The 20,251-nt window shown below is 75.9% G+C and carries 17 protein-coding genes; 11 read left to right on the top strand and 6 right to left on the bottom strand.

Annotation, left to right across the window (positions count from 1 at the left end):
- Nucleotides 1–22: 22 nt before the first annotated feature.
- From mtrA to secA, 7 genes are all read left to right on the top strand, one after another.
- Complete coding sequence (gene mtrA / locus ACZ4MO_RS09475) at nt 23–706, top strand: MtrAB system response regulator MtrA (RefSeq protein ID WP_034655451.1); 684 nt, start codon at nt 23–25, stop codon at nt 704–706.
- Nucleotides 707–789: 83 nt separating this feature from the next.
- Nucleotides 790–2,544: an MtrAB system histidine kinase MtrB gene (gene mtrB, locus ACZ4MO_RS09470; protein ID WP_499278766.1), complete on the top strand. Its 1,755-nt coding sequence runs from the start codon at nt 790–792 to the stop codon at nt 2,542–2,544.
- Entirely contained in the window at nt 2,541–4,301 is a 1,761-nt protein-coding gene (locus ACZ4MO_RS09465; protein WP_175009141.1) for an LpqB family beta-propeller domain-containing protein, read from the top strand. Before mtrB ends, ACZ4MO_RS09465 begins: the two co-directional genes overlap by 4 nt.
- Nucleotides 4,302–4,447: 146 nt before the next feature.
- Complete coding sequence (locus tag ACZ4MO_RS09460; RefSeq protein WP_175009142.1) at nt 4,448–5,365, top strand: ComF family protein; 918 nt, start codon at nt 4,448–4,450, stop codon at nt 5,363–5,365.
- Nucleotides 5,366–5,635: 270 nt separating this feature from the next.
- The gene (gene hpf, locus ACZ4MO_RS09455) at nt 5,636–6,289 is read left to right on the top strand and encodes a ribosome hibernation-promoting factor, HPF/YfiA family (RefSeq protein WP_175009143.1); all 654 of its coding nucleotides are present in this window, start codon (nt 5,636–5,638) and stop codon (nt 6,287–6,289) included.
- A gap of 263 nt (nt 6,290–6,552) precedes the next feature.
- On the top strand, nt 6,553–7,797 hold the full coding sequence (locus ACZ4MO_RS09450) for a DNA glycosylase AlkZ-like family protein (RefSeq protein WP_175009144.1): 1,245 nt from the start codon (nt 6,553–6,555) through the stop codon (nt 7,795–7,797).
- A 289-nt stretch (nt 7,798–8,086) separates the two neighbouring features.
- The gene (gene secA, locus ACZ4MO_RS09445) at nt 8,087–11,152 is read left to right on the top strand and encodes a preprotein translocase subunit SecA (protein WP_175009145.1); all 3,066 of its coding nucleotides are present in this window, start codon (nt 8,087–8,089) and stop codon (nt 11,150–11,152) included.
- A gap of 143 nt (nt 11,153–11,295) precedes the next feature.
- Here secA and ACZ4MO_RS09440 read toward each other — a convergent pair whose 3' ends face one another.
- Together ACZ4MO_RS09440 and ACZ4MO_RS09435 are read right to left on the bottom strand one after the other, a co-directional pair.
- Nucleotides 11,296–11,886: an Rv3235 family protein gene (locus tag ACZ4MO_RS09440; RefSeq protein ID WP_222592395.1), complete on the bottom strand. Its 591-nt coding sequence runs from the start codon at nt 11,884–11,886 to the stop codon at nt 11,296–11,298.
- A gap of 28 nt (nt 11,887–11,914) precedes the next feature.
- Complete coding sequence (locus tag ACZ4MO_RS09435) at nt 11,915–13,054, bottom strand: LysM peptidoglycan-binding domain-containing protein (protein WP_175009146.1); 1,140 nt, start codon at nt 13,052–13,054, stop codon at nt 11,915–11,917.
- Between the two features lie 167 nt (nt 13,055–13,221).
- Between ACZ4MO_RS09435 and ACZ4MO_RS09430 the strand changes: the two genes are divergently transcribed.
- Nucleotides 13,222–13,761: a hypothetical protein gene (locus tag ACZ4MO_RS09430; protein WP_175009147.1), complete on the top strand. Its 540-nt coding sequence runs from the start codon at nt 13,222–13,224 to the stop codon at nt 13,759–13,761.
- Nucleotides 13,762–13,853: 92 nt separating this feature from the next.
- On the opposite strand, the gene ACZ4MO_RS09425 is transcribed toward ACZ4MO_RS09430, so the two are convergent.
- A complete protein-coding gene (locus tag ACZ4MO_RS09425) occupies nt 13,854–14,069 on the bottom strand; it encodes a helix-turn-helix domain-containing protein (protein WP_175009148.1) in 216 nt (71 codons plus the stop codon).
- Nucleotides 14,070–14,194: 125 nt separating this feature from the next.
- Here ACZ4MO_RS09425 and ACZ4MO_RS09420 point away from each other — a divergent pair, with 125 nt between their 5' ends.
- The 3 genes from ACZ4MO_RS09420 to ACZ4MO_RS09410 are packed head-to-tail and all read left to right on the top strand — an operon-like array spanning nt 14,195 to nt 16,795.
- The gene (locus ACZ4MO_RS09420) at nt 14,195–14,887 is read left to right on the top strand and encodes a hypothetical protein (RefSeq protein ID WP_499278763.1); all 693 of its coding nucleotides are present in this window, start codon (nt 14,195–14,197) and stop codon (nt 14,885–14,887) included.
- Nucleotides 14,884–16,260, top strand: a complete 1,377-nt coding sequence (locus ACZ4MO_RS09415; RefSeq protein WP_175009150.1) for a CpaE/TadZ family protein — start codon at nt 14,884–14,886, stop codon at nt 16,258–16,260. The genes ACZ4MO_RS09420 and ACZ4MO_RS09415 overlap by 4 nt, the downstream gene beginning before the upstream one ends.
- Nucleotides 16,261–16,264: 4 nt before the next feature.
- Nucleotides 16,265–16,795 (top strand): DUF6912 family protein, encoded by a 531-nt coding sequence (locus ACZ4MO_RS09410; protein ID WP_175009151.1) that lies wholly within the window; start codon nt 16,265–16,267, stop codon nt 16,793–16,795.
- Between the two features lie 63 nt (nt 16,796–16,858).
- On the opposite strand, the gene hisN is transcribed toward ACZ4MO_RS09410, so the two are convergent.
- From hisN to aroA, 3 genes are read right to left on the bottom strand one after another with little or no spacing between them, the layout of a single operon-like run.
- Nucleotides 16,859–17,653, bottom strand: coding sequence for a histidinol-phosphatase (gene hisN, locus ACZ4MO_RS09405; RefSeq protein ID WP_175009152.1), 795 nt, complete (start codon nt 17,651–17,653; stop codon nt 16,859–16,861).
- Nucleotides 17,654–17,711: 58 nt separating this feature from the next.
- Entirely contained in the window at nt 17,712–18,779 is a 1,068-nt protein-coding gene (rsgA, locus tag ACZ4MO_RS09400; protein ID WP_175009153.1) for a ribosome small subunit-dependent GTPase A, read from the bottom strand.
- Nucleotides 18,779–20,173: a 3-phosphoshikimate 1-carboxyvinyltransferase gene (gene aroA / locus ACZ4MO_RS09395; RefSeq protein ID WP_175009154.1), complete on the bottom strand. Its 1,395-nt coding sequence runs from the start codon at nt 20,171–20,173 to the stop codon at nt 18,779–18,781. Before aroA ends, rsgA begins: the two co-directional genes overlap by 1 nt.
- Between the last annotated feature and the right edge of the window lie 78 nt (nt 20,174–20,251).

The raw sequence follows: 20,251 nt of genomic DNA, 5'->3' as shown, positions 1-20,251 counted from the left end.
CCGTCGATGGCAAGATGTCCGCATGAAGGTTCGTGTGCTCGTGGTGGACGACGACACCGCCCTGGCCGAGATGATCGGCATCGTCCTGCGCTCCGAGGGCTTCGAACCGGTGTTCTGCGCGGACGGCGACCTCGCGCTCGAGACGTTCCGCACCACGCAGCCGGACCTCGTCCTGCTCGACCTCATGCTCCCGGGCAAGGACGGCACGGAGGTGTGCCGCCTCATCCGGGCGGAGTCCGGCGTCCCCATCATCATGCTCACGGCGAAGAGCGACACGGTCGACGTCGTGCTCGGCCTCGAGTCGGGCGCCGACGACTACATCTCGAAGCCGTTCAAGCCCAAGGAGCTCGTCGCCCGCATCCGGGCGCGCCTGCGCCGCACCGAGGAGCCCGCCCCCGAGCACCTGTCCATCGGCGACGTCGAGATCGACGTCACGGGGCACCGCGTGTCGCGCGGCGGCGAGCAGGTGTCGCTGACCCCGCTCGAGTTCGACCTCCTCGTCGCGCTCGCGCGCAAGCCGTGGCAGGTCTTCACGCGCGAGGTGCTCCTCGAGAAGGTGTGGGGCTACCGGCACGCGGCGGACACGCGGCTCGTCAACGTCCACGTGCAGCGCCTGCGCTCCAAGATCGAGCACGACCCGGAGAACCCGGAGATCGTCCTCACCGTGCGCGGCGTCGGGTACAAGGCGGGCGCGACGCGCACGTGAGCACGACGGCCGGCTCCGCCGACGGGCGCGGGCGAGGGCTCTGGCGTCGCGTGCGACGCCGGGCGCGCGCGACCGTCCGCCGCGTGGTCTGGCGCTGGCGCTCGTCGATGCAGCTGCGCGTCGTCACGTCGGCGCTCGTCGTCGGAGTGCTGACCGTCGGGGCGCTCGGCGCCTACCTCACCGACGCCATGCGCGACGGCCTCTACGAGCGGCGTGCCGCCGAGCTCGACCAGGAGAGCGCCCAGTCCACGCAGCAGGCGCGCCGCACGCTCGACGCGTCGCCCGCGTCGACGCCGACCGAGGCCCAGTCCCTCCTCTTCGACCTCTTCTCCATGCTCCAGACCACCGGGTCGTCGCGCGACGTCTTCCTGTGGCAGTCCGGCGGGTCGAGCACCGTCGGCTTCCTCGACCAGTCGACCGACCAGCAGCTCGACGGCCTCGTGTCGCCGGAGATGCGGGCGGCGACCGTCGCGGCGGACGGCGAGCAGTACCTCCAGTCCGTGGCGATCCCGGTCGACCCGGCGCACCCGGAGTCGTCGGCGGTGGTGCCGGGGATCGTCGTGGGCTCGACCGTCGAGGTGCCGGTCGCGGGCACGTACGAGCTCTACTACCTCTACGACCTCGAGGCGGACCAGGAGACGCTGCGCTTCCTCCAGTCGGTCCTGCTCGTCGGGGCGCTCGTGCTGCTCGCTCTCCTCGTCGGGATCACGGCGCTCGTGACGCGCCAGGCGGTGCTCCCGGTGCGCCAGGCCGCGAGCGTCGCGGAACGGCTCGCGGACGGCCGCCTCGACGAGCGGCTCCCGGTCAAGGGCCACGACGAGATGGCGTCCCTCGCGCACTCGTTCAACGAGATGGCCCAGAGCCTCCAGGAGCAGATCGGGCGCATGGAGGAGCTGTCCATGCTCCAGCGCCGGTTCGTCTCCGACGTGTCCCACGAGCTGCGCACGCCGCTCACCACGATCCGCATGGCCTCCGAGGTGCTGCACGCGTCGCGCGAGGACTTCGACCCGGTCTCGCGACGCTCGACCGAGCTCCTGCAGGCCCAGCTCGACCGGTTCGAGGACCTGCTCGCCGACCTCCTCGAGATCAGCCGGTTCGACGCCGGCGCCGCGGTCCTCGACGCCGAGCGGCGCGACCTGCGCGACGTCGTGAACGCCGCCGTCGACCACGCCGCCCCGCTCGCCGAGCGCAAGGGCGTGTGGCTGTCGGTCCACCTCGGGGACGAGCCCGTCACCGCCGACATCGACCCGCGGCGCGTGGAGCGCATCGTGCGCAACCTCGTCGTCAACGCGATCGAGCACGCCGAGGAGCGTCCCGTCGAGATCACGGTCGACGGCGACGGGCACGCCGTCGCGGTCACGGTGCGCGACCACGGGGTCGGGATGACGACCGACGAGGTCCAGCACGTGTTCGACCGCTTCTGGCGCGCCGACCCCGCCCGCGCCCGCACGACCGGCGGCACGGGCCTCGGGCTCGCGATCTCCCTCGAGGACGCGCACCTGCACGGCGGGTGGCTCGAGGCGTGGGGCCGCCCCGGCCGGGGCGCGAGCTTCCGGCTCACGCTCCCGCGGCGCGCCGGGATCCGGCTCCAGTCGTCCCCGCTGCCGCTGGTCTCGGAGGCGGCGACCGGCCGCGGGCTGCCCGCGGAGTGGAGCGTGCGGACGCCGGTCGTCGAGGACGTCGAGGGGACGGCGGGCCCCGCCGACCTGCCGTCGGTCACCGGCGGCATCCCCGTCGTCATCCCGCGCGACCACGCGCCCCAGCACGGCCGGGCCACGGTGCCCGGCTCCCGCGGTGGTCCGGCCGCCGGCCCCGACGACGTCCAGGAGGGGCGATGACCACGACGGGGACCCTGCGGCGTCCGACCGCGGGGCGCGCGAGCCTGCGGCGCCGGGTCGGCCGCGCGCTCGCGGTCGGCCTCGCGACCGTGGGGGTCGCCGCCCTCGGGGCGTGCGCCTCGATCCCCACCTCCGGTCCCGTCGTCGAGGGCGAGGCGACGCCGGAGGACCCGGGCCAGCCGTTCGTCAGCGCCGCGTCTCCCCGCCGCGACGCGTCGCCCGACCAGATCGTCCGCGGCTTCCTGGCCGCCCAGGCCCAGGGCGCGCGCGGCTCGTTCGACGTCGCGTCCGAGTTCCTCACGCGCGACGCGCAGGACGACTGGTCGCCCGTCTCCCAGGTCGCGATCCTCGAGGACGTGCCGCAGCTCGACGTCGACGAGGCGGCGATCGAGGGCGGCACGACGACGGTCCGCGCCACCGCCGACGTCGTGGGCACCGTGGACGCGCGCGGCGTCTACACGGAGCAGGCGCCCGGTCGGACGACCGAGGTCTCCTACGGCCTCGTCCGCGACGCCGACGACCAGTGGCGCATCGACGTGGTCGACGACGGGCTGACGATCACGGCCACGAACTTCGCGCGCACGTTCAAGCAGGCCAACCTCTACTTCCCGACCCTGGACCGGACCTACCTCGTGCCCGACGCCCGCTGGTTCCCGAGCCGGAACTGGCAGGCGCTCGCGGTCCGCGAGACGCTGCGCGGCCCGGCGGACTGGCTCGCGGGTTCCGTCGCGACGGTCGCGCCCGAGGGGACCTCGCTGAGCATCGACTCCGTCCCGCCGGGAGAGGGCAGGGTCGCGGTGCCCCTCAACGACCCGGTGACCGCGGCCTCGCCGGCCGACCGCGCGATGCTCATCGCGCAGCTCCAGGCCTCGCTCGGCGTGCCCGTCGACATCACGGTGGGCGTGGGCGGCTCGGAGCTCTCGGCCGACGACGTCCCGACCATCGGCGTGGCCACCACGCCCGACGAGCCGGTCGTGCTCTCGGGCGACCAGATCATGAGCCTGGAAGGGCGCACGACGCGGGCGGTGACGTCGGCCGCGCCGCTCGCCGGGCTCCAGCCCACCGCGCTCGCGTTCCGCGGCCGGGCCGACGACGCCACGTACGTCGTGCGGGACGGCGCCGGCCGGCTCGTCACGGCGCCGACGGCGGAGGCCGCGCCCGTCACGCTCCTCACCGGGACGAGCCTCGTCGCGCCGTCGATCGACCGGTTCCAGTACGTCTGGAGCGGCCCGCAGGTGCAGGCCGGTTCGCTGCAGGTCGTGGACCTGCGGGAGGCCGGCAGCGACGCGGCCGTCTCCGACGTGGCCGCGCCGTGGCTCGACGGGCGCACCGTGATGTCGCTGCGGGTCGCGCCGGACGGCGCCCGGGTGGCCGTCGTGAGCGACTCGGGGTCGGGGGCGCAGGTCCACGTCGCGGGCATCGTCCGCGACGAGACGGGCCGGCCGACCCAGCTCTCCGAACCGGTCCGGGTCGGGCAGCCGATCGCCGCCGCGACCCAGGCGACGTGGGTCGACCGCGCGCTCCTGGGGGTCCTCGGCCGGGCGTCCGGGGAGTCCGAGGTCGTCGTCCAACGGGTGCCCGTCGGAGGGCCGACGGTCGCCGCCTCGCCCGTGGAGGGCGCCGTCTCGCTCGCGTCGGCCACGGGCGTCGGCACGACGCTCGTCGGGACGAGCGACAGCAGCCTGTACGCCGCGGGCACGTCGAGCCTCTGGACGAAGATCGCGACCGAGGTCCGCCTGCCTACGTACCCCGGCTGAGGCGCCGCGCGCCCGGCGGTGCGGGGCGCGCCGGGCGACCACAGGCTTCCGGACGGCCCGCGTCGGGATTCGACGGGCTCGTGCGTCGTCCACAGAGGGCCGGGTCCCCGGTGCCGGACGGCCGCGTCACCGGGCACGCTGGCCCGGTGCTCCTCGCCGCTCTCGACGACGTCGCCCGCCTCGTCCTGCCCGTCGCGTGCCCCGGCTGCGACGCCCCCGACGTCCGGTGGTGCGAGTCCTGCCTCGCGCCGTTGCGCGCCCCGCTCCGGCGGCGCGAGCGCGGCGCGCCCCGTCTCGACCGGCTCGACGGCATCGCGCCCCTGCCCGTGTGGGCTCCGGCGCCCTACGCCGGGCCGGTGCGCGGCGTCGTGGTCGCCTGGAAGGACCGCGGCCGCGCGGACCTCGACCGGCCGCTCCTCGACGTCGCGCGGCGCGCGGGTACGACGCTCGGCCCGGTGCTCGGGCCGGTGCTCGGAGTGGTCCCGGGGGCGGGCGTGGCAGCGGCGGGCGAGGGCTCCCGGCGCTGCCCGGTGCTGGTCGTCCCCGCGCCCACGACGCGGGCCGCGCGTCGTGCTCGCGGGCGGGACCCCGTCGCTCTGCTCGCGCGTGCGGTCGCCGCCGGCCTCGACGCCTCGGGGACGCGCGCGCGGAGCGTCTCCCTCCTCGTGCACCGCGGGCGCGCCCGCGACCAGGTCGGGCTCGGGTCCCGGGCGCGCGGGGCCCGTCTCGGCACGGTCGCCGTCGCCCCCGGGAGGCTCCTCGGGACCGGTGCCGGAGGGCTCGTCGGACCCCTCCTCGGACCGCCCTCCGGAGCGCGTCGAGGACCGCTCCTCGGGCCGCCCTCCGCAGGGCGTCGAGGACCGCCCGGGGGGCACCCGCCGAGCGGTGCGCCGGCACCGGTCGTGGCGTGCCTCCTCGTGGACGACGTGGTCACGACGGGAGCGACCCTCGCCGCGTGCGAGAGGGCTCTGACCAGCGCGGGCGCCCTCGTGCTGGGCGCCGTCGCGCTCGCCGCGACCCCCTCGCCGGGCGAACGACGCCGGTCCGCCGGGGAGCCTCGGTGAGGTCCGCGCCGCGGGGGCCGAAGGTCCCGTCGTTCAGCTCCCGTTGGTGCTGCCGACACCCCGGACCGGGGGTTAGGCTGAGGGCCAGTCGCCGCGGACGACGGACGTGCAGGACACGTGCGCCGCCGCGCGAGCGTACCGAGCGCGCGGCCCTGCGCCGCAAGGAGGTGGTAGCCCACCGCACCCGGCAGCGGGTGCTCCTACCGAATCCGAACGAGGCGCCCGGACGCACCGGGCCGGGCGTCGCACTAGATCCTCGCGGAGGCTCACATGGAGATCGTCGTCGTCGGCAGGCACACGGAAGTGGCAGACCGCTTCCGCCGGCACGTGGAGGACAAGCTCGCCAAGGTCCAGCAGCTCGCGCCCACGGCGCAGCGCGTGGACGTCGAGGTCACCCACGAGAACAACCCGAGGCTCTCGGGGGTCCGCGAACGCGTCGAGCTCACCGTGCGGGCCAAGGGACCCGTCGTCCGCGCCGAGGCCGCGGCCGACGACCGGTTCGGCGCCCTCGACCTCGCGATGGACAAGCTCGCGGAGCGGCTGCGCCGCGCACGCGACCGTCGCAAGGACCACCGCAACCACACCGTCGTGCCGCCCGTCGACGTGCGTCCCTACGACCCGGCCACGCACGAGGCACCCCCGCCGCCGGCGCCGACCGCGCCGACCGAGCCCGGGGAGGCCGTCGAGACGACGCTCGGCGACTCGCCCGTCGTCATCCGGCAGAAGCTGCACAGGGCTGAGCCCATGACGGTGGACGACGCGCTGTACGAGATGGAGATGGTCGGCCACGACTTCTTCCTCTTCGTCGACATCGAGACGTCGCGCCCGTCCGTCGCCTACCGCCGTCGCGGCTGGACGTACGGCGTCGTCGCGCTCGACACGTCCTGCGACTGCGCCGACGCCACGGTCGAGAAGAGCGCCTGACCGCACCCGACGCGCCCGGACCCTCGAGGGTCCGGGCGCGTCGTGCTGTCCGGACCCGTCGCCCGCTGACCGACCCCGCCGCCCGCCGTGTCCGTCGCCGACCAGGCGATCCCGGTCGGCCGAGCAGGTGGTTCTGGCGCGTCCCGGTCGCCGGACGCGCCAGGACCGCCTGTTCGGCGGGGGCGGGGTGCGCGCAGGGTGGGCGTGTGGGTGGGCGCGGGCAGGATCGGAGGGTGGTCGCCACGCCGTCGAGGTCCGAGTCGATGTCCCTGTCCCAGGCGCGCCGTGTCGCGCTCGCCGCGCAAGGTCTGCACCGGGAGCGCCCGGACGACGGCGCGGGTGCCGGGTCCGCAGGCCGCGCGCCGACGATGCGCCAGGTCCAGGGGGTCATCGACCGCCTCGGGCTCCTGCAGATCGACTCGGTCAACGTGCTCGCGCGGGCGCACCTCATGCCGCTCTACGCGCGGCTCGGCCCGTACGACACGGCCCTGCTCGACCGCGCGGCGGGCCGCGCGCCCCGTCGGCTCGTGGAGACGTGGGCGCACGTCGCGTCCTACGTGCCGCCCAGCACGTGGCCGCTGCTCGAGTGGCGCCGTCGTCGGTACCGCACGGAGGCGTGGGGCACCATCAGCGCGGTCGAGATGAGCCACTCCGAGGCGGTCCAGGACGTGCGGCGCCTCGTCACGGAGCGCGGCCCGATCACGGCGAGCGAGGTGCACGAGATCCTCGAGGCCGAGGGGCGGGCGCACCCGCGCGACCGCTCGCAGTGGGGGTGGAACTGGACGGTCGCGAAGCGCGCGCTCGAGTTCCTCTTCTTCACGGGGGAGATCACGTCCGCGCGGCGCAACGGCGCGTTCGAGCGCTGCTACGACCTCACGGAGCGCGTGCTCCCGCCGGAGGTCGTCGCGGCGCCGTCGGTCGCGGACGCCGACGCCGTCCGGGCGCTGCTCGAGATCGGCGCCCGCGCGCACGGCGTCGGGACCCTGCGCTGCTTCCGCGACTACTTCCGGCTCAAGGGGCCCGCGGTCCGCACGGCGCTCGACGAGCTCGTCGAGGCCGGCACCCTGCGCCCGGTGACCGTGCGCGGCTGGGACGAGCCGACCTACCTGCACGCCGACGCCGCGATCCCGCGGCGCGCGACGGCGACGACGCTGCTCAACCCGTTCGACCCGCTCGTCTTCGAGCGCACCCGCCTCGAGCGGCTGTTCGACGTGCACTACCGGATCGAGATCTACGTGCCCGCGGCGAAACGCGTCCACGGCTACTACGTCCTGCCGTTCCTCGAGGGCGAGGTGCTCACCGCGCGCGTCGACCTCAAGGCCGACCGCCGGGCCGGGGTGCTGCGGGTGCAGTCGGCGCACCGCGAGCAGGCGGCCGGGCCGCAGACGGCGGCGCGCCTCGCCGCCGAGCTGCACGTGCTGGGCCGGTGGCTCGGGGTGCCGGAGGTCGACGTCGCGCCGGCGGGGGACCTGGCGCCCGCGCTGGCGGCCGAGGTCGCGGCGCGCTGACGCCACCCCTGTCGGTGCCTGCGACGTCGCGGCCCTCCGCCGTTGCTGCTGCCGCCGGCGGCGGTGGACGGCGCGCCCGGACGAGGTGCCTGCGCCGTAGGCTGGCGGGCGACGTCGCGGGGGAGAGGTTCGTCGTCGGCGAAACCCGGACGGGACCGGCGCGGCCCCGACTCCCCTACGATGTTGTGTGACGTTGCCGACGTCCGCTGCCGTGCGCGCCCGCGCGGCAGAGCGTCGGCTCTGCTCCCGGACCACCCGGCCCGGGCACCGATCGATACGGGAGTCCTGCGTGCCTTCGATCCTCGACAAGGTCCTTCGCATCGGCGAGGGCCGGATCCTCAAGAAGCTGTCCGGCATCGCCGACCAGGTGAACAAGCTCGAGCCCGGCTTCGAGGATCTCACCGACGAGGAGCTGCGGGAGGAGACCGACCGCTTCAAGGCGCGCCTCGAGGCGGGCGAGACCCTCGACGACCTGCTCCCCGAGGCGTTCGCCGCGGTGCGCGAGGCGTCGCGGCGCACGCTCGGCCAGCGGCACTTCGACGTCCAGCTCATGGGCGGCGCGGCGCTGCACCTCGGCAACATCGCCGAGATGAAGACCGGTGAGGGCAAGACGCTCGTCGCGACGACGGCCGCGTACCTCAACGCGCTCGAGGGCAAGGGCGTCCACGTCGTCACGGTGAACGACTACCTGGCGAAGTACCAGTCCGAGCTCATGGGCCGCGTGTACCGCTTCCTCGGGCTGTCGACCGGCGTGATCCTGTCCGGCCAGACGCCCGCGCAGCGGCGCGAGCAGTACGCCGCCGACATCACGTACGGGACGAACAACGAGTTCGGCTTCGACTACCTGCGCGACAACATGGCGTGGTCCACGGACGACCTCGTGCAGCGCGGCCACCACTTCGCGATCGTCGACGAGGTCGACTCGATCCTCATCGACGAGGCGCGTACGCCGCTCATCATCTCCGGCCCGGCCTCGGGCGACACGAACCGCTGGTTCGGCGAGTTCGCGAAGGTGGTGCGCCGTCTCAACCCCGGGACGGACTACGAGGTCGACGAGAAGAAGCGCACCGTCGGCGTGCTCGAGCCCGGCATCGAGAAGGTCGAGGACTACCTCGGCATCGACAACCTGTACGAGTCGCTCAACACGCCGCTCATCGGGTTCCTCAACAACGCCATCAAGGCGAAGGAGCTCTTCAAGCGCGACAAGGACTACGTCGTGCTCAACGGCGAGGTCATGATCGTCGACGAGCACACGGGCCGCATCCTGCCCGGCCGTCGGTACAACGAGGGCATGCACCAGGCCATCGAGGCCAAGGAGGGCGTGCAGATCAAGGCGGAGAACCAGACGCTCGCCACGATCACGCTCCAGAACTACTTCCGCCTGTACTCCAAGCTCGCGGGCATGACCGGTACCGCCGACACCGAGGCGGCCGAGTTCCAGGGCACCTACAAGCTCGGCGTCGTGCCGATCCCGACGAACCGCCCGATGCAGCGCGTCGACCAGCCCGACCTCGTCTACAAGAACGAGGAGGGCAAGTTCGACGCCGTCGTCGCGGACATCGTCGAGCGCCACGCGCAGGGCCAGCCGGTGCTCGTCGGCACGACGAGCGTCGAGAAGTCGGAGCTCCTGTCGTCCAAGCTGAAGAAGCAGGGCGTCCCGCACGAGGTCCTCAACGCGAAGCAGCACGAGCGCGAGGCGGCGATCGTCGCGCTCGCGGGCCGCAAGGGCGCCGTGACGGTCGCGACGAACATGGCCGGTCGTGGTACGGACATCATGCTCGGTGGCAACGCCGAGTTCATGGCGGTCGCCGACCTCGCGGCGCGCGGCCTGGACGCGGCGGAGAACCCGGAGGAGTACGAGGCCGCCTGGCCCGACGCGCTGGAGAAGGCGAAGGCCGCGGTCGCCGCGGAGCACGACGAGGTCCGCGAGCTCGGCGGTCTGTACGTCCTCGGCACCGAGCGGCACGAGTCGCGCCGCATCGACAACCAGCTCCGTGGTCGCTCCGGTCGTCAGGGCGACCCGGGCGAGTCCCGGTTCTACCTGTCGATGCAGGACGACCTCATGCGCCTGTTCAACTCGACCCTCGCCGAGTCGATGATGAACCGCGCCGGGTTCCCCGACGACGTGCCGCTCGAGTCGAAGATGGTCACGCGTGGCATCGCGAGCGCGCAGGGCCAGGTCGAGTCGCGCAACTTCGAGATCCGCAAGAACGTCCTCAAGTACGACGACGTCCTGTCGCGCCAGCGCACCGTCATCTACGACGAGCGTCGCCGCGTGCTCGAGGGCGAGGACCTGCAGGAGCAGGTGCAGCACTTCCTCACCGACGTGGTCACCGCGTACGTCGAGGGTGCGACGACCGAGGGCAACCCGGAGAGCTGGGACCTCGAGGGGCTGTGGACCGCGCTCAAGGCGGTGTTCCCCATCTCCATCACGGTGGACGAGGTCGTGGAGCAGGCCGGCGGCGAGACCCGCCTCACGAGCGAGATGCTGCTCGAGGAGATCCTCTCGGACGCCCGCATCGCCTACCAGAACCGTGAGGAGCAGCTCGGCGCGGCGAACATGCGCCAGCTCGAGCGCCGCGTGACGCTCTCGGTCCTCGACCGCAAGTGGCGCGAGCACCTCTACGAGATGGACTACCTCAAGGAGGGCATCGGGCTGCGCGCGATGGCGCAGCGCGACCCGCTGGTCGAGTACCAGCGCGAGGGCTTCCAGCTCTTCCAGGCGATGACCGAGGCCATCAAGGAGGAGACGGTCGGGTACCTCTTCAACCTCGAGGTCAAGGTCGCCGAGCCGGGTGCGGCCACGGGCCAGGCGCCGGCGATCTCCGTCGCGGGCGCGGCGCAGGCCGCGCAGTCGGCCGCGGGCCAGGCGCTCGGCGGCGCGGCGGGTGCCGCGTCGGCCGGTGCGGCGGCCGGTCTCGCGGCGGCGGCGCAGCGCGAGGCGGCTCCGGCGCAGCACGCGCCCGTCGACGGTGCTCCCGTCGCGGACGAGCCGGTCGAGGACGCCTCCGTCGAGGACGCGCCCGTCGAGGACGCGCCGGTCGCTCCGGAGCCGGTGGCGGCGCGTGCCGCGGCCGAGGGCCCGAGTGGCGACCGCCCCGGCACACTCATCGCGAAGGGTCTCGACGGCCCGGACCGCCAGGTCCCGCTGTCGTACACCGCCCCGAGCGAGGACGGCACCGGCCAGGCCGTGGTGTCGGGCGACGCGGGCCGACGCTCGCGCCGCGCGCTGCACGGCGAGGCGACGGCGGTCGAGAGCGACGGCCGGACCTTCCCGGGCACGCCCCGCAACGCGCAGTGCCCGTGCGGCTCGGGCAAGAAGTACAAGGTCTGCCACGGCCAGAACGAGGCCTGACCGGGCACCCGTACGCCGGGTGACCTGACGACGACGGCGAGGCGTCCACCTGCGGGTGGCGCCTCGCCGTCGTCGTGCCCAGCCAGGAAGGCCCTCGGGGATGTCGGGTCCGGGAAGGGCGTCGTGCCCGGTCCGGGGCGGGCTCAGCCGATCTCGAGCGCGACCACGCGCCAGGCCCCGCGGCGGGCCTCCAGCCGCGCCGCGGCGGCGCGGACCCGGTCCCCGTCCTGGACGACGACCGTCCCCTCGGCGACGCCGTCGCCGATCCGCAGCACCCGCGCGCGACGGACGGCGACCGGGCGGGCCGGGGTCTCGCCGGGACCGTCGGCGACGATCCGGGCGCGCCGGGCGAGCGCCTCGTAGATCTCCGGCGACACCCATCGCGCGAGCTGTCCGACCGTGCGCTCGCCCCGGACGACCTCGACCGCCGCCCGGACCACGGCGCAGCACAGCGCGGTCGGGTCCGGCAGGGGGACGGGCGTCGTGGGGCGCCCGAGGGGACGGCCCCGGACGACGTGCTGCGGCACGCGGGCAGTCGTCGGGTCGGACACGTCCACCGTGGCGACGGTCGGGTCGCCGAGGCAGCGGAGCAGTCGCGCCGGCGGGGCGGACGGGACGCTCGTCGCACGGAGCGGGCGGGCGCCGTCCCCGCTCGTCGGTGGGGCCGCCGGTGCGGTCGAGGGGGTCGTGGTGATGACCGGGGCGTGCGCGCCGGCCAGCAGGGGAGCGGTCATGGTGGGGCTCCTTCGAGGTCGGCGGTGGTCAGGCGGGCGGTGCGACGAGGACCTGGCCCGGCCGGACGAGGTCGGGGTCGGCGCCCACCACGTGGGCGTTCGTCGCGTACCAGCGCTCCACCGCCTCCGCGACCTGGCGGTCGGTGGAGCCCGCGGGCAGGTGCCGGGCGGCGATGGACCACAGCGAGTCGCCGCGCACGACGACGACCTCCGGCGCAGCCTGCGGCCCGGGGGCGCCGCGCGTCACGGCCAGGGCCGCGTCGCGCTGGAGTCCGGCGTCCGGCGAGGCCCCCTCGGCGGCGACCGTCGGTCCCGCGGCGCCAGAGGCCTCCGCCCCCTGGCCGACGTCGCCCGGCCCGGCGGCGTGCGTCCCTCCGTGGTCCACGGCGTCTATCCCGCCAGTGCTCTCGGTGCCGACCGGCGGCGTCGCGCCGGTCGGCGCGGTGGTGCCCCCGTGCGAGCGGGCGGGGCCCTGCGGCGACGTGTCGGCGCCACCCGACACCCCGGAGGGCGGCACTGGAGGCGCCGGTACGAACGACGGCGGCGCCGAGGTGACCACCGCGGGTCGGCCCGGTGCGGCGTCCGCCGGGGCGCCCGCCGGACCGCCGGACGCCGCCGTGGAGCCGTCCGCCGTGGCGGGCGAGGTGCCGGGCGTCGTCGGGGCCGTCGAAGCGGTGCCCTCCGACGCGGCGTTCCCTGGCCCGACACCCTCGTCCCCGGCGCCGGCACCGCTGGGTCGCCACCCGAGGTCGACGGCCACGACGCCCGGATCGTCCGCCGGGGTCGTCGCGGCGTGCGCCGTCCCGCCGGTGAGGAGCAGGCCCGCGCCGACGGTGACACCGACTGCGGTCCGCGCCGCGTGCCGGACGACACCTGGCGCCGCGCGGCGGAGGAGCCGTTCGCCCGTCGACCAGGACCGTCCCGCCGCGCGGGCGGCGACGCAGGCCAGCGCCACGAGCGCGCTCAGGGCCACCCAGAGTGCCGCCAGCGCGCCGATCGACACGGCGCCGAGCTCGACGAGCGGCTCGACGCGGTGCGTCGGCAGCGCGGAGGCGAGGTGCCGCGCCCGGAGCGACAGGACGGTCGTCGCGCCGCCCAGGACGAGGACGAGCGCGAGGAGGACGAGCAGACCCCCGGCTTGTCCGGGTGCGGCAGTACCCCGGTCCATCGATGCCCCCTGCCTGCCGTCGCGCACTCGACGGCCTTTGATGTCGTTTGATGTCGTTTGATGACAACAGGTCGATCTAATCGGCCGGGACGGGGACTTGTCCAGGTCCGTCCCGTGATGTGGACGACCGAGGGGGCGGGGCGGTGGCATCCCGCTACGGTGTGCCGATGCGATGGGACGCCCTGTTCGACGACCTCGCGGCGCAGCTCGCCGCGGCGCAGTCGCAGGACCGCGTCGCGGCCGTGGCCGACCTGACGCGGGCCGAGCACGCGACCGTCTCCCTCGCCGAGCGGCTGCGCGCCGCGCCGGGCGTCGTGACGCTCGACCTGCGCGACGCGTCCGCGGTGACCGGCGAGGTGCGGGAGGTCGCGCAGGAGTGGACGCTCCTCGCCGACGGCCGCCGTCAGCACCTCGTCCCGCTGGACGCCGTCGTCGCGGTGCGTGGTCTCGGACGGCACGCCGACCCGCCGCGCTCGTCCCGGTCGGCGACGCTCGGCCTCGGTCACGCGCTGCGCGCGCTCCAGCGTGACCGGAGACCGGTCCAGGTGCGGACGGCTGCCGGGTCCTGCTCCGGGTGGGTCGCCCGCGTGGGGAAGGATCATCTCGACCTCGAGCCGTCGCCCGGTAGCGCGCACGGCGCGCGGGTGGTCCCGTGGTCGGCCGTCGTGTGCGTCAGCGAGGCGGAGACGGGGTACGTGCCGAGGTGAGCACGCGGCAGGGGGTGCCGGAGGAGCGAGGACGCCGTCGCACGACGGCGCGGGGACGCGCCACGGGGAGGCGGAGGCGCGACGGCGTGCCGTCAGCCGTCGAAGTCGCCCGCCTCGATGCGCTGGCGCGTCTGCGCGTACATGCGCTGGATGTACGCCTCGAGCTCGCTGACCTCGACCCGCCACTGGCCGCGACCACCCACCTGGATCGCGGGCAGCTCTCCCGAGCGGACGAGCGCGTACGCCTGCGCCGCCGAGATGTTGAGCTCGTCCGTGACGTCGGCGAGGGTGAGGAACCGCTGGGACATGGCGTCAGTCTGGCACGCACGCGCCCCGGAGAGGTGCTCGTCCACAGGCCCTGCCACGCACCCCGCCGAGCGGGGATCATGAAGCCGCGGCACGGGCGACGTGCCGACCACCGAGGGGGAGATGGATGACGACGACCGTGGAACGACCCGTCCCGGGGGCCGCGACGCCCCCGCCCGCCGCGCGGCTGCGGCGTCCGGGCTGGAAGGACCCGCGGCTCCTCGTGGGGGTCGTCGTGGTGGCGCTGTCCGTCGCGCTGGGGTCCTGGGCCGTGAGCAGCGCGAGCCGGACGGTCGCGGTGTACGCGGCCGGGACGGCGCTCACGCCGGGCACGACCGTGGGCGCGGCCGAGCTGCGCACGGTCGAGGTCCGCCTCGGCGCGCAGGCGGACCACTACCTCCGCGTCGAGGACGGGCTCCCCGACGAGGCGGTGGTCCTGCGGACGGTCGCCGCAGGCGAGCTCGTGCCGGCGGCGGCGCTCGGTGCGGCCGCCGACCTCACGGTGCGCGCGGTCGCGGTGCCGGTCACCTCGGGTCTCTCGGAGCGGATCGTGGCCGGCGCCAACGTCGACCTCTGGCACGTCCCGGAGACCGGCGCCGAGCCGTCCTCGGGCGGTGCGCAGGACGGGCCGGACGCCGTGCCGGAGATGCTCGTCGGCGGCGTCACGGTCGCCCAGGTCGACGAGGGCGAGGGCACGCTCGTGGTCGGCGGCCCGGTGACGGTGCACCTCCTCGTCGAGGTCGACGACCTCCCCGCCGTGTTCGCCGCCGTCGCGGGGGAGGGCACCCTCGCGCTGGTCCCGGTCGGCGGTGCGGGGTGAGCGGCGCGACCACGGTCACGACGGTCCTCTGTGCCGTCCGCGGGTCGCGCGAGGCGGAGGTCGTCACGACGCTCGACGCGTCGGGGCTGCGGGTGACGCGGCGGTGCGCGGACGTCGTCGAGCTGCTCGCCGCGGCGGCCGCGGGGGCCGGGCGGGTCGCCGTCGTCTCGCACGACCTCCCGGCGCTGGACCGGCAGGCCGTGGCCGAGCTGCACGCGCACGACGTCCGGGTCGTCGCGCTCGCCCCCGGGGGCACGTGGGAGGAGGACCGGCTGCGGGCCCACGGGGTGGACACCGTGGTGGACGTGGACCGGTCCCCGGGCACCCTGTGCGACGCCGTCCGGGCGGTCGTGCCGGCGCGCACCGCGCACGCGGGCCCGCCCGGCGCGCCCGCGCGCGTCCCGGCGCCCGTGCCGGCCGACGGCGAGGGCGACCGGCGCGACGGCCGGACTGTCGCCGTCTGGGGTCCGACAGGGGCGCCGGGCCGCACGACCGTCGCGACGAACCTGGCCGTCGAGCTCGCGGGCCCGGCACCCGCGGGGCGGGCCCGGCGGCGCCGTGCCGGACGCCGCGAGGCGGAGGTCGACGTGCCTGCCACGACCACCGCGGCACCACCGGCCGAGGTGCTGCTCGTCGACGCGGACACCTACGGCGGGACGGTCGCGCAGCGTCTCGGGCTGCTCGACGAGTCCCCGGGGCTCGCGGCCGCCGCCCGCAGCGCCGGGCAGGGCGTGCTCGACACCGAGGGCCTCCGCGCGCTCGCGCCGGTGCTCGTGCCCCGGGTCCGCGTCCTCACGGGTCTCGCCCGTGCGGCGCGCTGGCCCGAGCTGCCGGGCCCGTCGCTCGACGCGGTGTGGCAGGTGGCACGGTCGGTCGCGGACTGGACCGTCGTCGACTGCGGCTTCGGCATCGAGCAGGACGAGCTGCTCAGCTACGACACCCGCGCCCCGCAGCGCCACGACGCGACGCTCAGCGCGCTGGGGGCGGCGGACGTCGTCGTCGTCGTGGGCGGCGGCGACCCGGTCGGGCTCCAGCGCCTCGTCCGCGCGCTCGACGAGCTGGGAGACTCCGGGGCGGCGGCCGCCGCGGCCCGGGTCGTCGTCGTGAACCGGGTGCGGGCGAGCGTCGTCGGGCCCCGGCCCGAGCGCGCGGTGCGCGACGCGATGGCGCGGTACGCCGGCGTCGAGGACCTGCACGTCGTCCCGGAGGACGCCGCGGTGGACGCGGCGCTCCGGGAGGGGAGGACGCTCGTCGAGACCGCGCCGACGAGCCCCGCCCGGCGCGCGCTCGCCCGCCTCGCAGAGCACGTGCGCGAGGCCGTCCCGGCCGGGCGTGGTGCGGCGCCCGGTCCGGTGCTCGAGGCGGCACACTGAACCCATGCGCATCTATCTCCCCGCGACGCTCGACGAGCTCGACGCCGTCACCGTGACCGCCGACGCCGCCCGCTGGACCGTCGCCCCGCGCGGCGCCCACGCCGTGACCGCCGCGCTGACGCGTGCGCTGCCCGACGAGGACGAGGAGGGCCTCGAGTACGCGGCGGCCCTCGAGGCGGCGGACGACTCGCTCGCGCTCGTCGCGTCGCGCCCGGACGCGCCGCGGCAGCGGCTCGTCGTCACGCTCGAGGTGCCCGACGGCGCGGTCCAGGTCGTGGGGGCCGAGGACTCCGACGACGAGGACGCGCCCGCGCCGAGCGCCGTCGAGGTGCTGCGGACGGTGCCCGACGTCGCGATCGTGTGCGTGCACGTCGACGAGCCGGAGGCGGTCGCGGACGTCGAGGCCGTGCTCGCCGCGGCGGACGACGACGGTCCCGACGCGGACACGGCGCTCGACGCGGCCATCGAGCGCGTGGGCGAGCGCGACCTGCTCTGGTACGACTGGTCCGAGCTCAAGGACGTGCCGCGCGGCTGACGGCAAAGCGACCCCGAGGCTGACCCGCGGCGGACCCGCGGCGCGGCCGGGCCACGAGCCCCGTCAGCCCAGGCGGCCCAGCACCTGGTCGTGCAGCAGGCCGTTCGTCGCGACCGCGTTCCCGCCCCACGGGCCGTCGGCGCCGTCGAGCGACGTGAACCGCCCGCCCGCCTCGGTGACGATCGGCACGAGCGCGGCCATGTCGTAGAGCTCGAGCTCGGGCTCCGCGGCCGCGTCGACCGCTCCCTCGGCGACGAGCATGTACGACCAGAAGTCGCCGTAGCCGCGCGTGCGCCACGCGCCGCGCATGAGGTCGAGGAACGGCTCGAGCTTCCCGCGCTCCTCCCAGCCGTCGAGCGACGCGTAGGCGAGCGACGCGTCGGACCACGACGAGACGCCCGAGACGTGCAGGCGCGACGCGGCGGCGAGCGACTTGCCCGTCCACGCGCCGGTGCCCTTCGAGGCCCACCAGCGGCGGCCGAGCGCGGGCGCCGACACGAGCCCGACGACGACCTCGTCGCCGTCGGCGAGCGCGATGAGCGTGGCCCACACGGGCACGCCGCGCACGAAGTTCTTCGTCCCGTCGATCGGGTCGACGATCCAGCGCCGGGCGCCGTGGCCCGTCTCGCCGTACTCCTCGCCCACGATCGCGTCGCGGCCGCGGGCCCGGCCGAGCTGGCCGCGGATGATCTCCTCGGCGGTGCGGTCGGCGTCGCTCACGGGCGTCGAGTCGGGCTTGGACTCGACGTGCAGGTCGAGCGCCTTGAAGCGCGACAGGGTGTGGGCGTCGACCTGGTCGGCGATCACGTGGGCGAGGCGCAGGTCGTCGTCGTAGCCGCGCGTCGAGGGGGGCGTCATGGCTCACACCGTAGCGGTGCGCGCGCGGGCCGGGGGAGGCGCCGCGCGGGGTGCGGGCTCAGGCGGCGCCGGTGCGCGACGTGAGCACGCGCCGGAAAGACTCCAGTCGCGCCGCGCGGGCGTCGCGGGTCGCGTCGTCGGGGGAGTCCGCCACCCAGTCGTCGAGCGCGCAGTCCGGCGCGTCGTCGAGGTGGGTGCACCCGCGCGGGCACGCGGCGGCGACGGCGTCGAGGTCCTCGAACGCGCGCAGCAGGTGGTCGACCTGCACGTGCGCGAGCCCGAACGACCGCACGCCGGGCGTGTCGATGACCCACCCGCCGCCCGGCAGGCGCAGCGCGACCGCCGACGTGGACGTGTGCCGGCCGCGCCCGGTGACGTCGTTGACGTGCCCCGTCGCGCGCCGGGCGTCGGGCACGAGCGCGTTGACGAGCGTCGACTTGCCCACGCCCGAGTGCCCGACGAACACCGACGTGCGCCCGGCCAGGGCCGCGCGCACGGCGTCGAGCGGCTCGATGGCCCAGCCGTCCGGCGCGAGACCGTCGGGCGCGCGCCGCGTGACGACGACCGAGACGCCGAGCGGCTCGTACAGCGCGCGCAGCGGCGCGGGGTCCGCGAGGTCCGCCTTGGTGAGGCACAGCAGGACGTCCATGCCGGCGTCGTACGCGGCGACGACGCACCGGTCGATCATGCGCGTGCGCGGCTCGGGCTCGGCGAGGGCGGTGACGACGACGAGCTGGTCCGCGTTGGCGACGATGACCCGCTCGTAGGGGTCGGTGTCGTCGGCGGTGCGGCGCAGCACCGACGACCGCTCCTGGATGCGGACGATCCGCGCGAGCGAGCCGTCGTCCCCGGTGACGTCGCCGACCAGGTCGACGCGGTCCCCGCACACGATCCGGGTGCGCCCGAGCTCGCGCGCCTTCATCGCGAGGACCGTGCGCTCGTCCTCGGCGCCGACGACCGTCCCGTCGTCGGTCCCCCCCACGAGCAGCGTGTACCGGCCCCGGTCCACGCCCGTGACGAACCCGGTCACCGCGTCCGCGTGCTCGGGGCGCTGCTTGGTGCGCGGGCGGCTGCCGCGCTTGCCGGGGCGCGAGCGGAAGTCGGACTCGTCCGGGACGCGGGCCATCAGCGGGCCGCCGCCCCCGAGCCGGCTGCGGGGCCCGTGCCCGAGCCGGCGCCCGGCCCGGCCGAGCCGCCGAGCATCCGCTCCCACATGCCCGCGAAGCCGGGGAGCGTCTTGGCCGTCGTCGCGACGTTCTCGACGCCGACGCCCGGCACCCGCAGCCCGATCACGGCGGCCGAGGTCGCCATGCGGTGGTCGTGGTAGGTGCGGAAGACCGCGCCGTGCAGGGGGCGCGGGGTGATGACGAGCCCGTCGCGCGTCTCCTCGGCCCGCCCGCCGAGGCGCGTGATCTCCGTCGCGAGCGCGGCCAGGCGGTCGGTCTCGTGCCCGCGCAGGTGCGCGATGCCGCGCAGGCGGCTGGGCCCGTCGGCGAGGGCCGCGAGCGCGGCGATCGTGGGGGCGAGCTCGCCGGCGGCGTGGAGGTCCACGTCGACGCCGCGCACCTCGCCCGTGCCCGTCACGGTGAGCACGTCGCCGTCGAGGGACGACGTCGCGCCCATGGTCTCGAGCAGCTCGGGGACCATCGCGCCGGGCTGCGTGGTCGTCGTCGGCCAGCCCGTGACGCGCACGGTGCCCCCGGCGACGAGCGCGGCCGCGAGGAACGGCGCGGCGTTCGACAGGTCGGGCTCGACCTGCACGTCGCGCGCCGCGATCGGCCCCGGCTCGACGCGCCAGATCGCCGGGCGCGAGTCGTCGACGACGACCCCGACCTCGCGCAGGACCTCCACCGTCATCTCGATGTGGGGCATGCTCGGGAGCGTGTGCCCGACGTGCCGGACCGTGAGGCCCTGGTCGTAGCGCGCCGCCGCGAGGAGCAGCCCGGAGACGAACTGGCTCGACGCCGACGCGTCGATGTCCACGGACCCGCCGCGGACCCGGCCGCGCCCGCGCACGGTGAACGGGAGCGTCGTGGGCAGGCTGCCGCCGTCGTCGCCCGCGACCGGGACGTCCAGCGCGCTGAGCGCCGCCACCACCGGGCCCATCGGCCGCACCCGAGCGCCCTCGTCGCCGTCGAACCGCACCGCGCCGTCTGCCAGCGCCGCGACCGGCGGCAGGAAGCGCATGACCGTCCCGGCGAGGCCGCAGTCGACGTCGACGGGTCCGCGCAGGGCGCCGGGCGTCACGTGCAGCTCGGTCGGCGACGCGCCCTCCTCGATCCCCACGCCCAGCGCGCGCAGCGCCGCGATCATGAGGTCGGCGTCGCGGCTGCGCAGCGCGCCCCGCAGCGTCCCCGGGCCGTCGGCGAGCGCGGCGAGCACGAGCAGCCGGTTCGTCAGCGACTTCGACCCCGGGACCTCGACCGTCGCGTCGAGCGGCCCGCGCGCCGTGGGCGCGACCCAGGCGTCGGCCGGGGCGGGGGACGGTGCGTCGGTGGGCGCGGGGGGCTGCGTCGTCATGGCGTCCAGGCTAGTGGAGCGTCGCGGCCCGACGGCGGCCGGTCCCGCCGGGCGGACGGCTCACCGCCGCGTGGGGCG

It is taken from the genome of Sphaerisporangium cinnabarinum (assembly GCF_055567015.1).
This window is presented reverse-complemented; position numbering and strand designations above follow the sequence as displayed.

What these genes read in the sequence shown, in the direction of transcription:
- hpf (WP_175009143.1), top strand. Translation starts at nt 5,636, where the DNA reads ATGGAGATCGTCGTCGTCGGCAGGCACACGGAAGTGGCAGACCGCTTC.
- ACZ4MO_RS09465 (WP_175009141.1), top strand. Translation starts at nt 2,541, where the DNA reads ATGACCACGACGGGGACCCTGCGGCGTCCGACCGCGGGGCGCGCGAGC.
- aroA (WP_175009154.1), bottom strand. Translation starts at nt 20,173, where the DNA reads ATGACGACGCAGCCCCCCGCGCCCACCGACGCACCGTCCCCCGCCCCG.
- ACZ4MO_RS09425 (WP_175009148.1), bottom strand. Translation starts at nt 14,069, where the DNA reads ATGTCCCAGCGGTTCCTCACCCTCGCCGACGTCACGGACGAGCTCAAC.
- ACZ4MO_RS09420 (WP_499278763.1), top strand. Translation starts at nt 14,195, where the DNA reads ATGACGACGACCGTGGAACGACCCGTCCCGGGGGCCGCGACGCCCCCG.
- ACZ4MO_RS09440 (WP_222592395.1), bottom strand. Translation starts at nt 11,886, where the DNA reads ATGACCGCTCCCCTGCTGGCCGGCGCGCACGCCCCGGTCATCACCACG.
- ACZ4MO_RS09450 (WP_175009144.1), top strand. Translation starts at nt 6,553, where the DNA reads ATGTCCCTGTCCCAGGCGCGCCGTGTCGCGCTCGCCGCGCAAGGTCTG.
- ACZ4MO_RS09410 (WP_175009151.1), top strand. Translation starts at nt 16,265, where the DNA reads ATGCGCATCTATCTCCCCGCGACGCTCGACGAGCTCGACGCCGTCACC.
- hisN (WP_175009152.1), bottom strand. Translation starts at nt 17,653, where the DNA reads ATGACGCCCCCCTCGACGCGCGGCTACGACGACGACCTGCGCCTCGCC.
- mtrA (WP_034655451.1), top strand. Translation starts at nt 23, where the DNA reads ATGAAGGTTCGTGTGCTCGTGGTGGACGACGACACCGCCCTGGCCGAG.
- rsgA (WP_175009153.1), bottom strand. Translation starts at nt 18,779, where the DNA reads ATGGCCCGCGTCCCGGACGAGTCCGACTTCCGCTCGCGCCCCGGCAAG.
- ACZ4MO_RS09430 (WP_175009147.1), top strand. Translation starts at nt 13,222, where the DNA reads ATGCGATGGGACGCCCTGTTCGACGACCTCGCGGCGCAGCTCGCCGCG.
- ACZ4MO_RS09435 (WP_175009146.1), bottom strand. Translation starts at nt 13,054, where the DNA reads ATGGACCGGGGTACTGCCGCACCCGGACAAGCCGGGGGTCTGCTCGTC.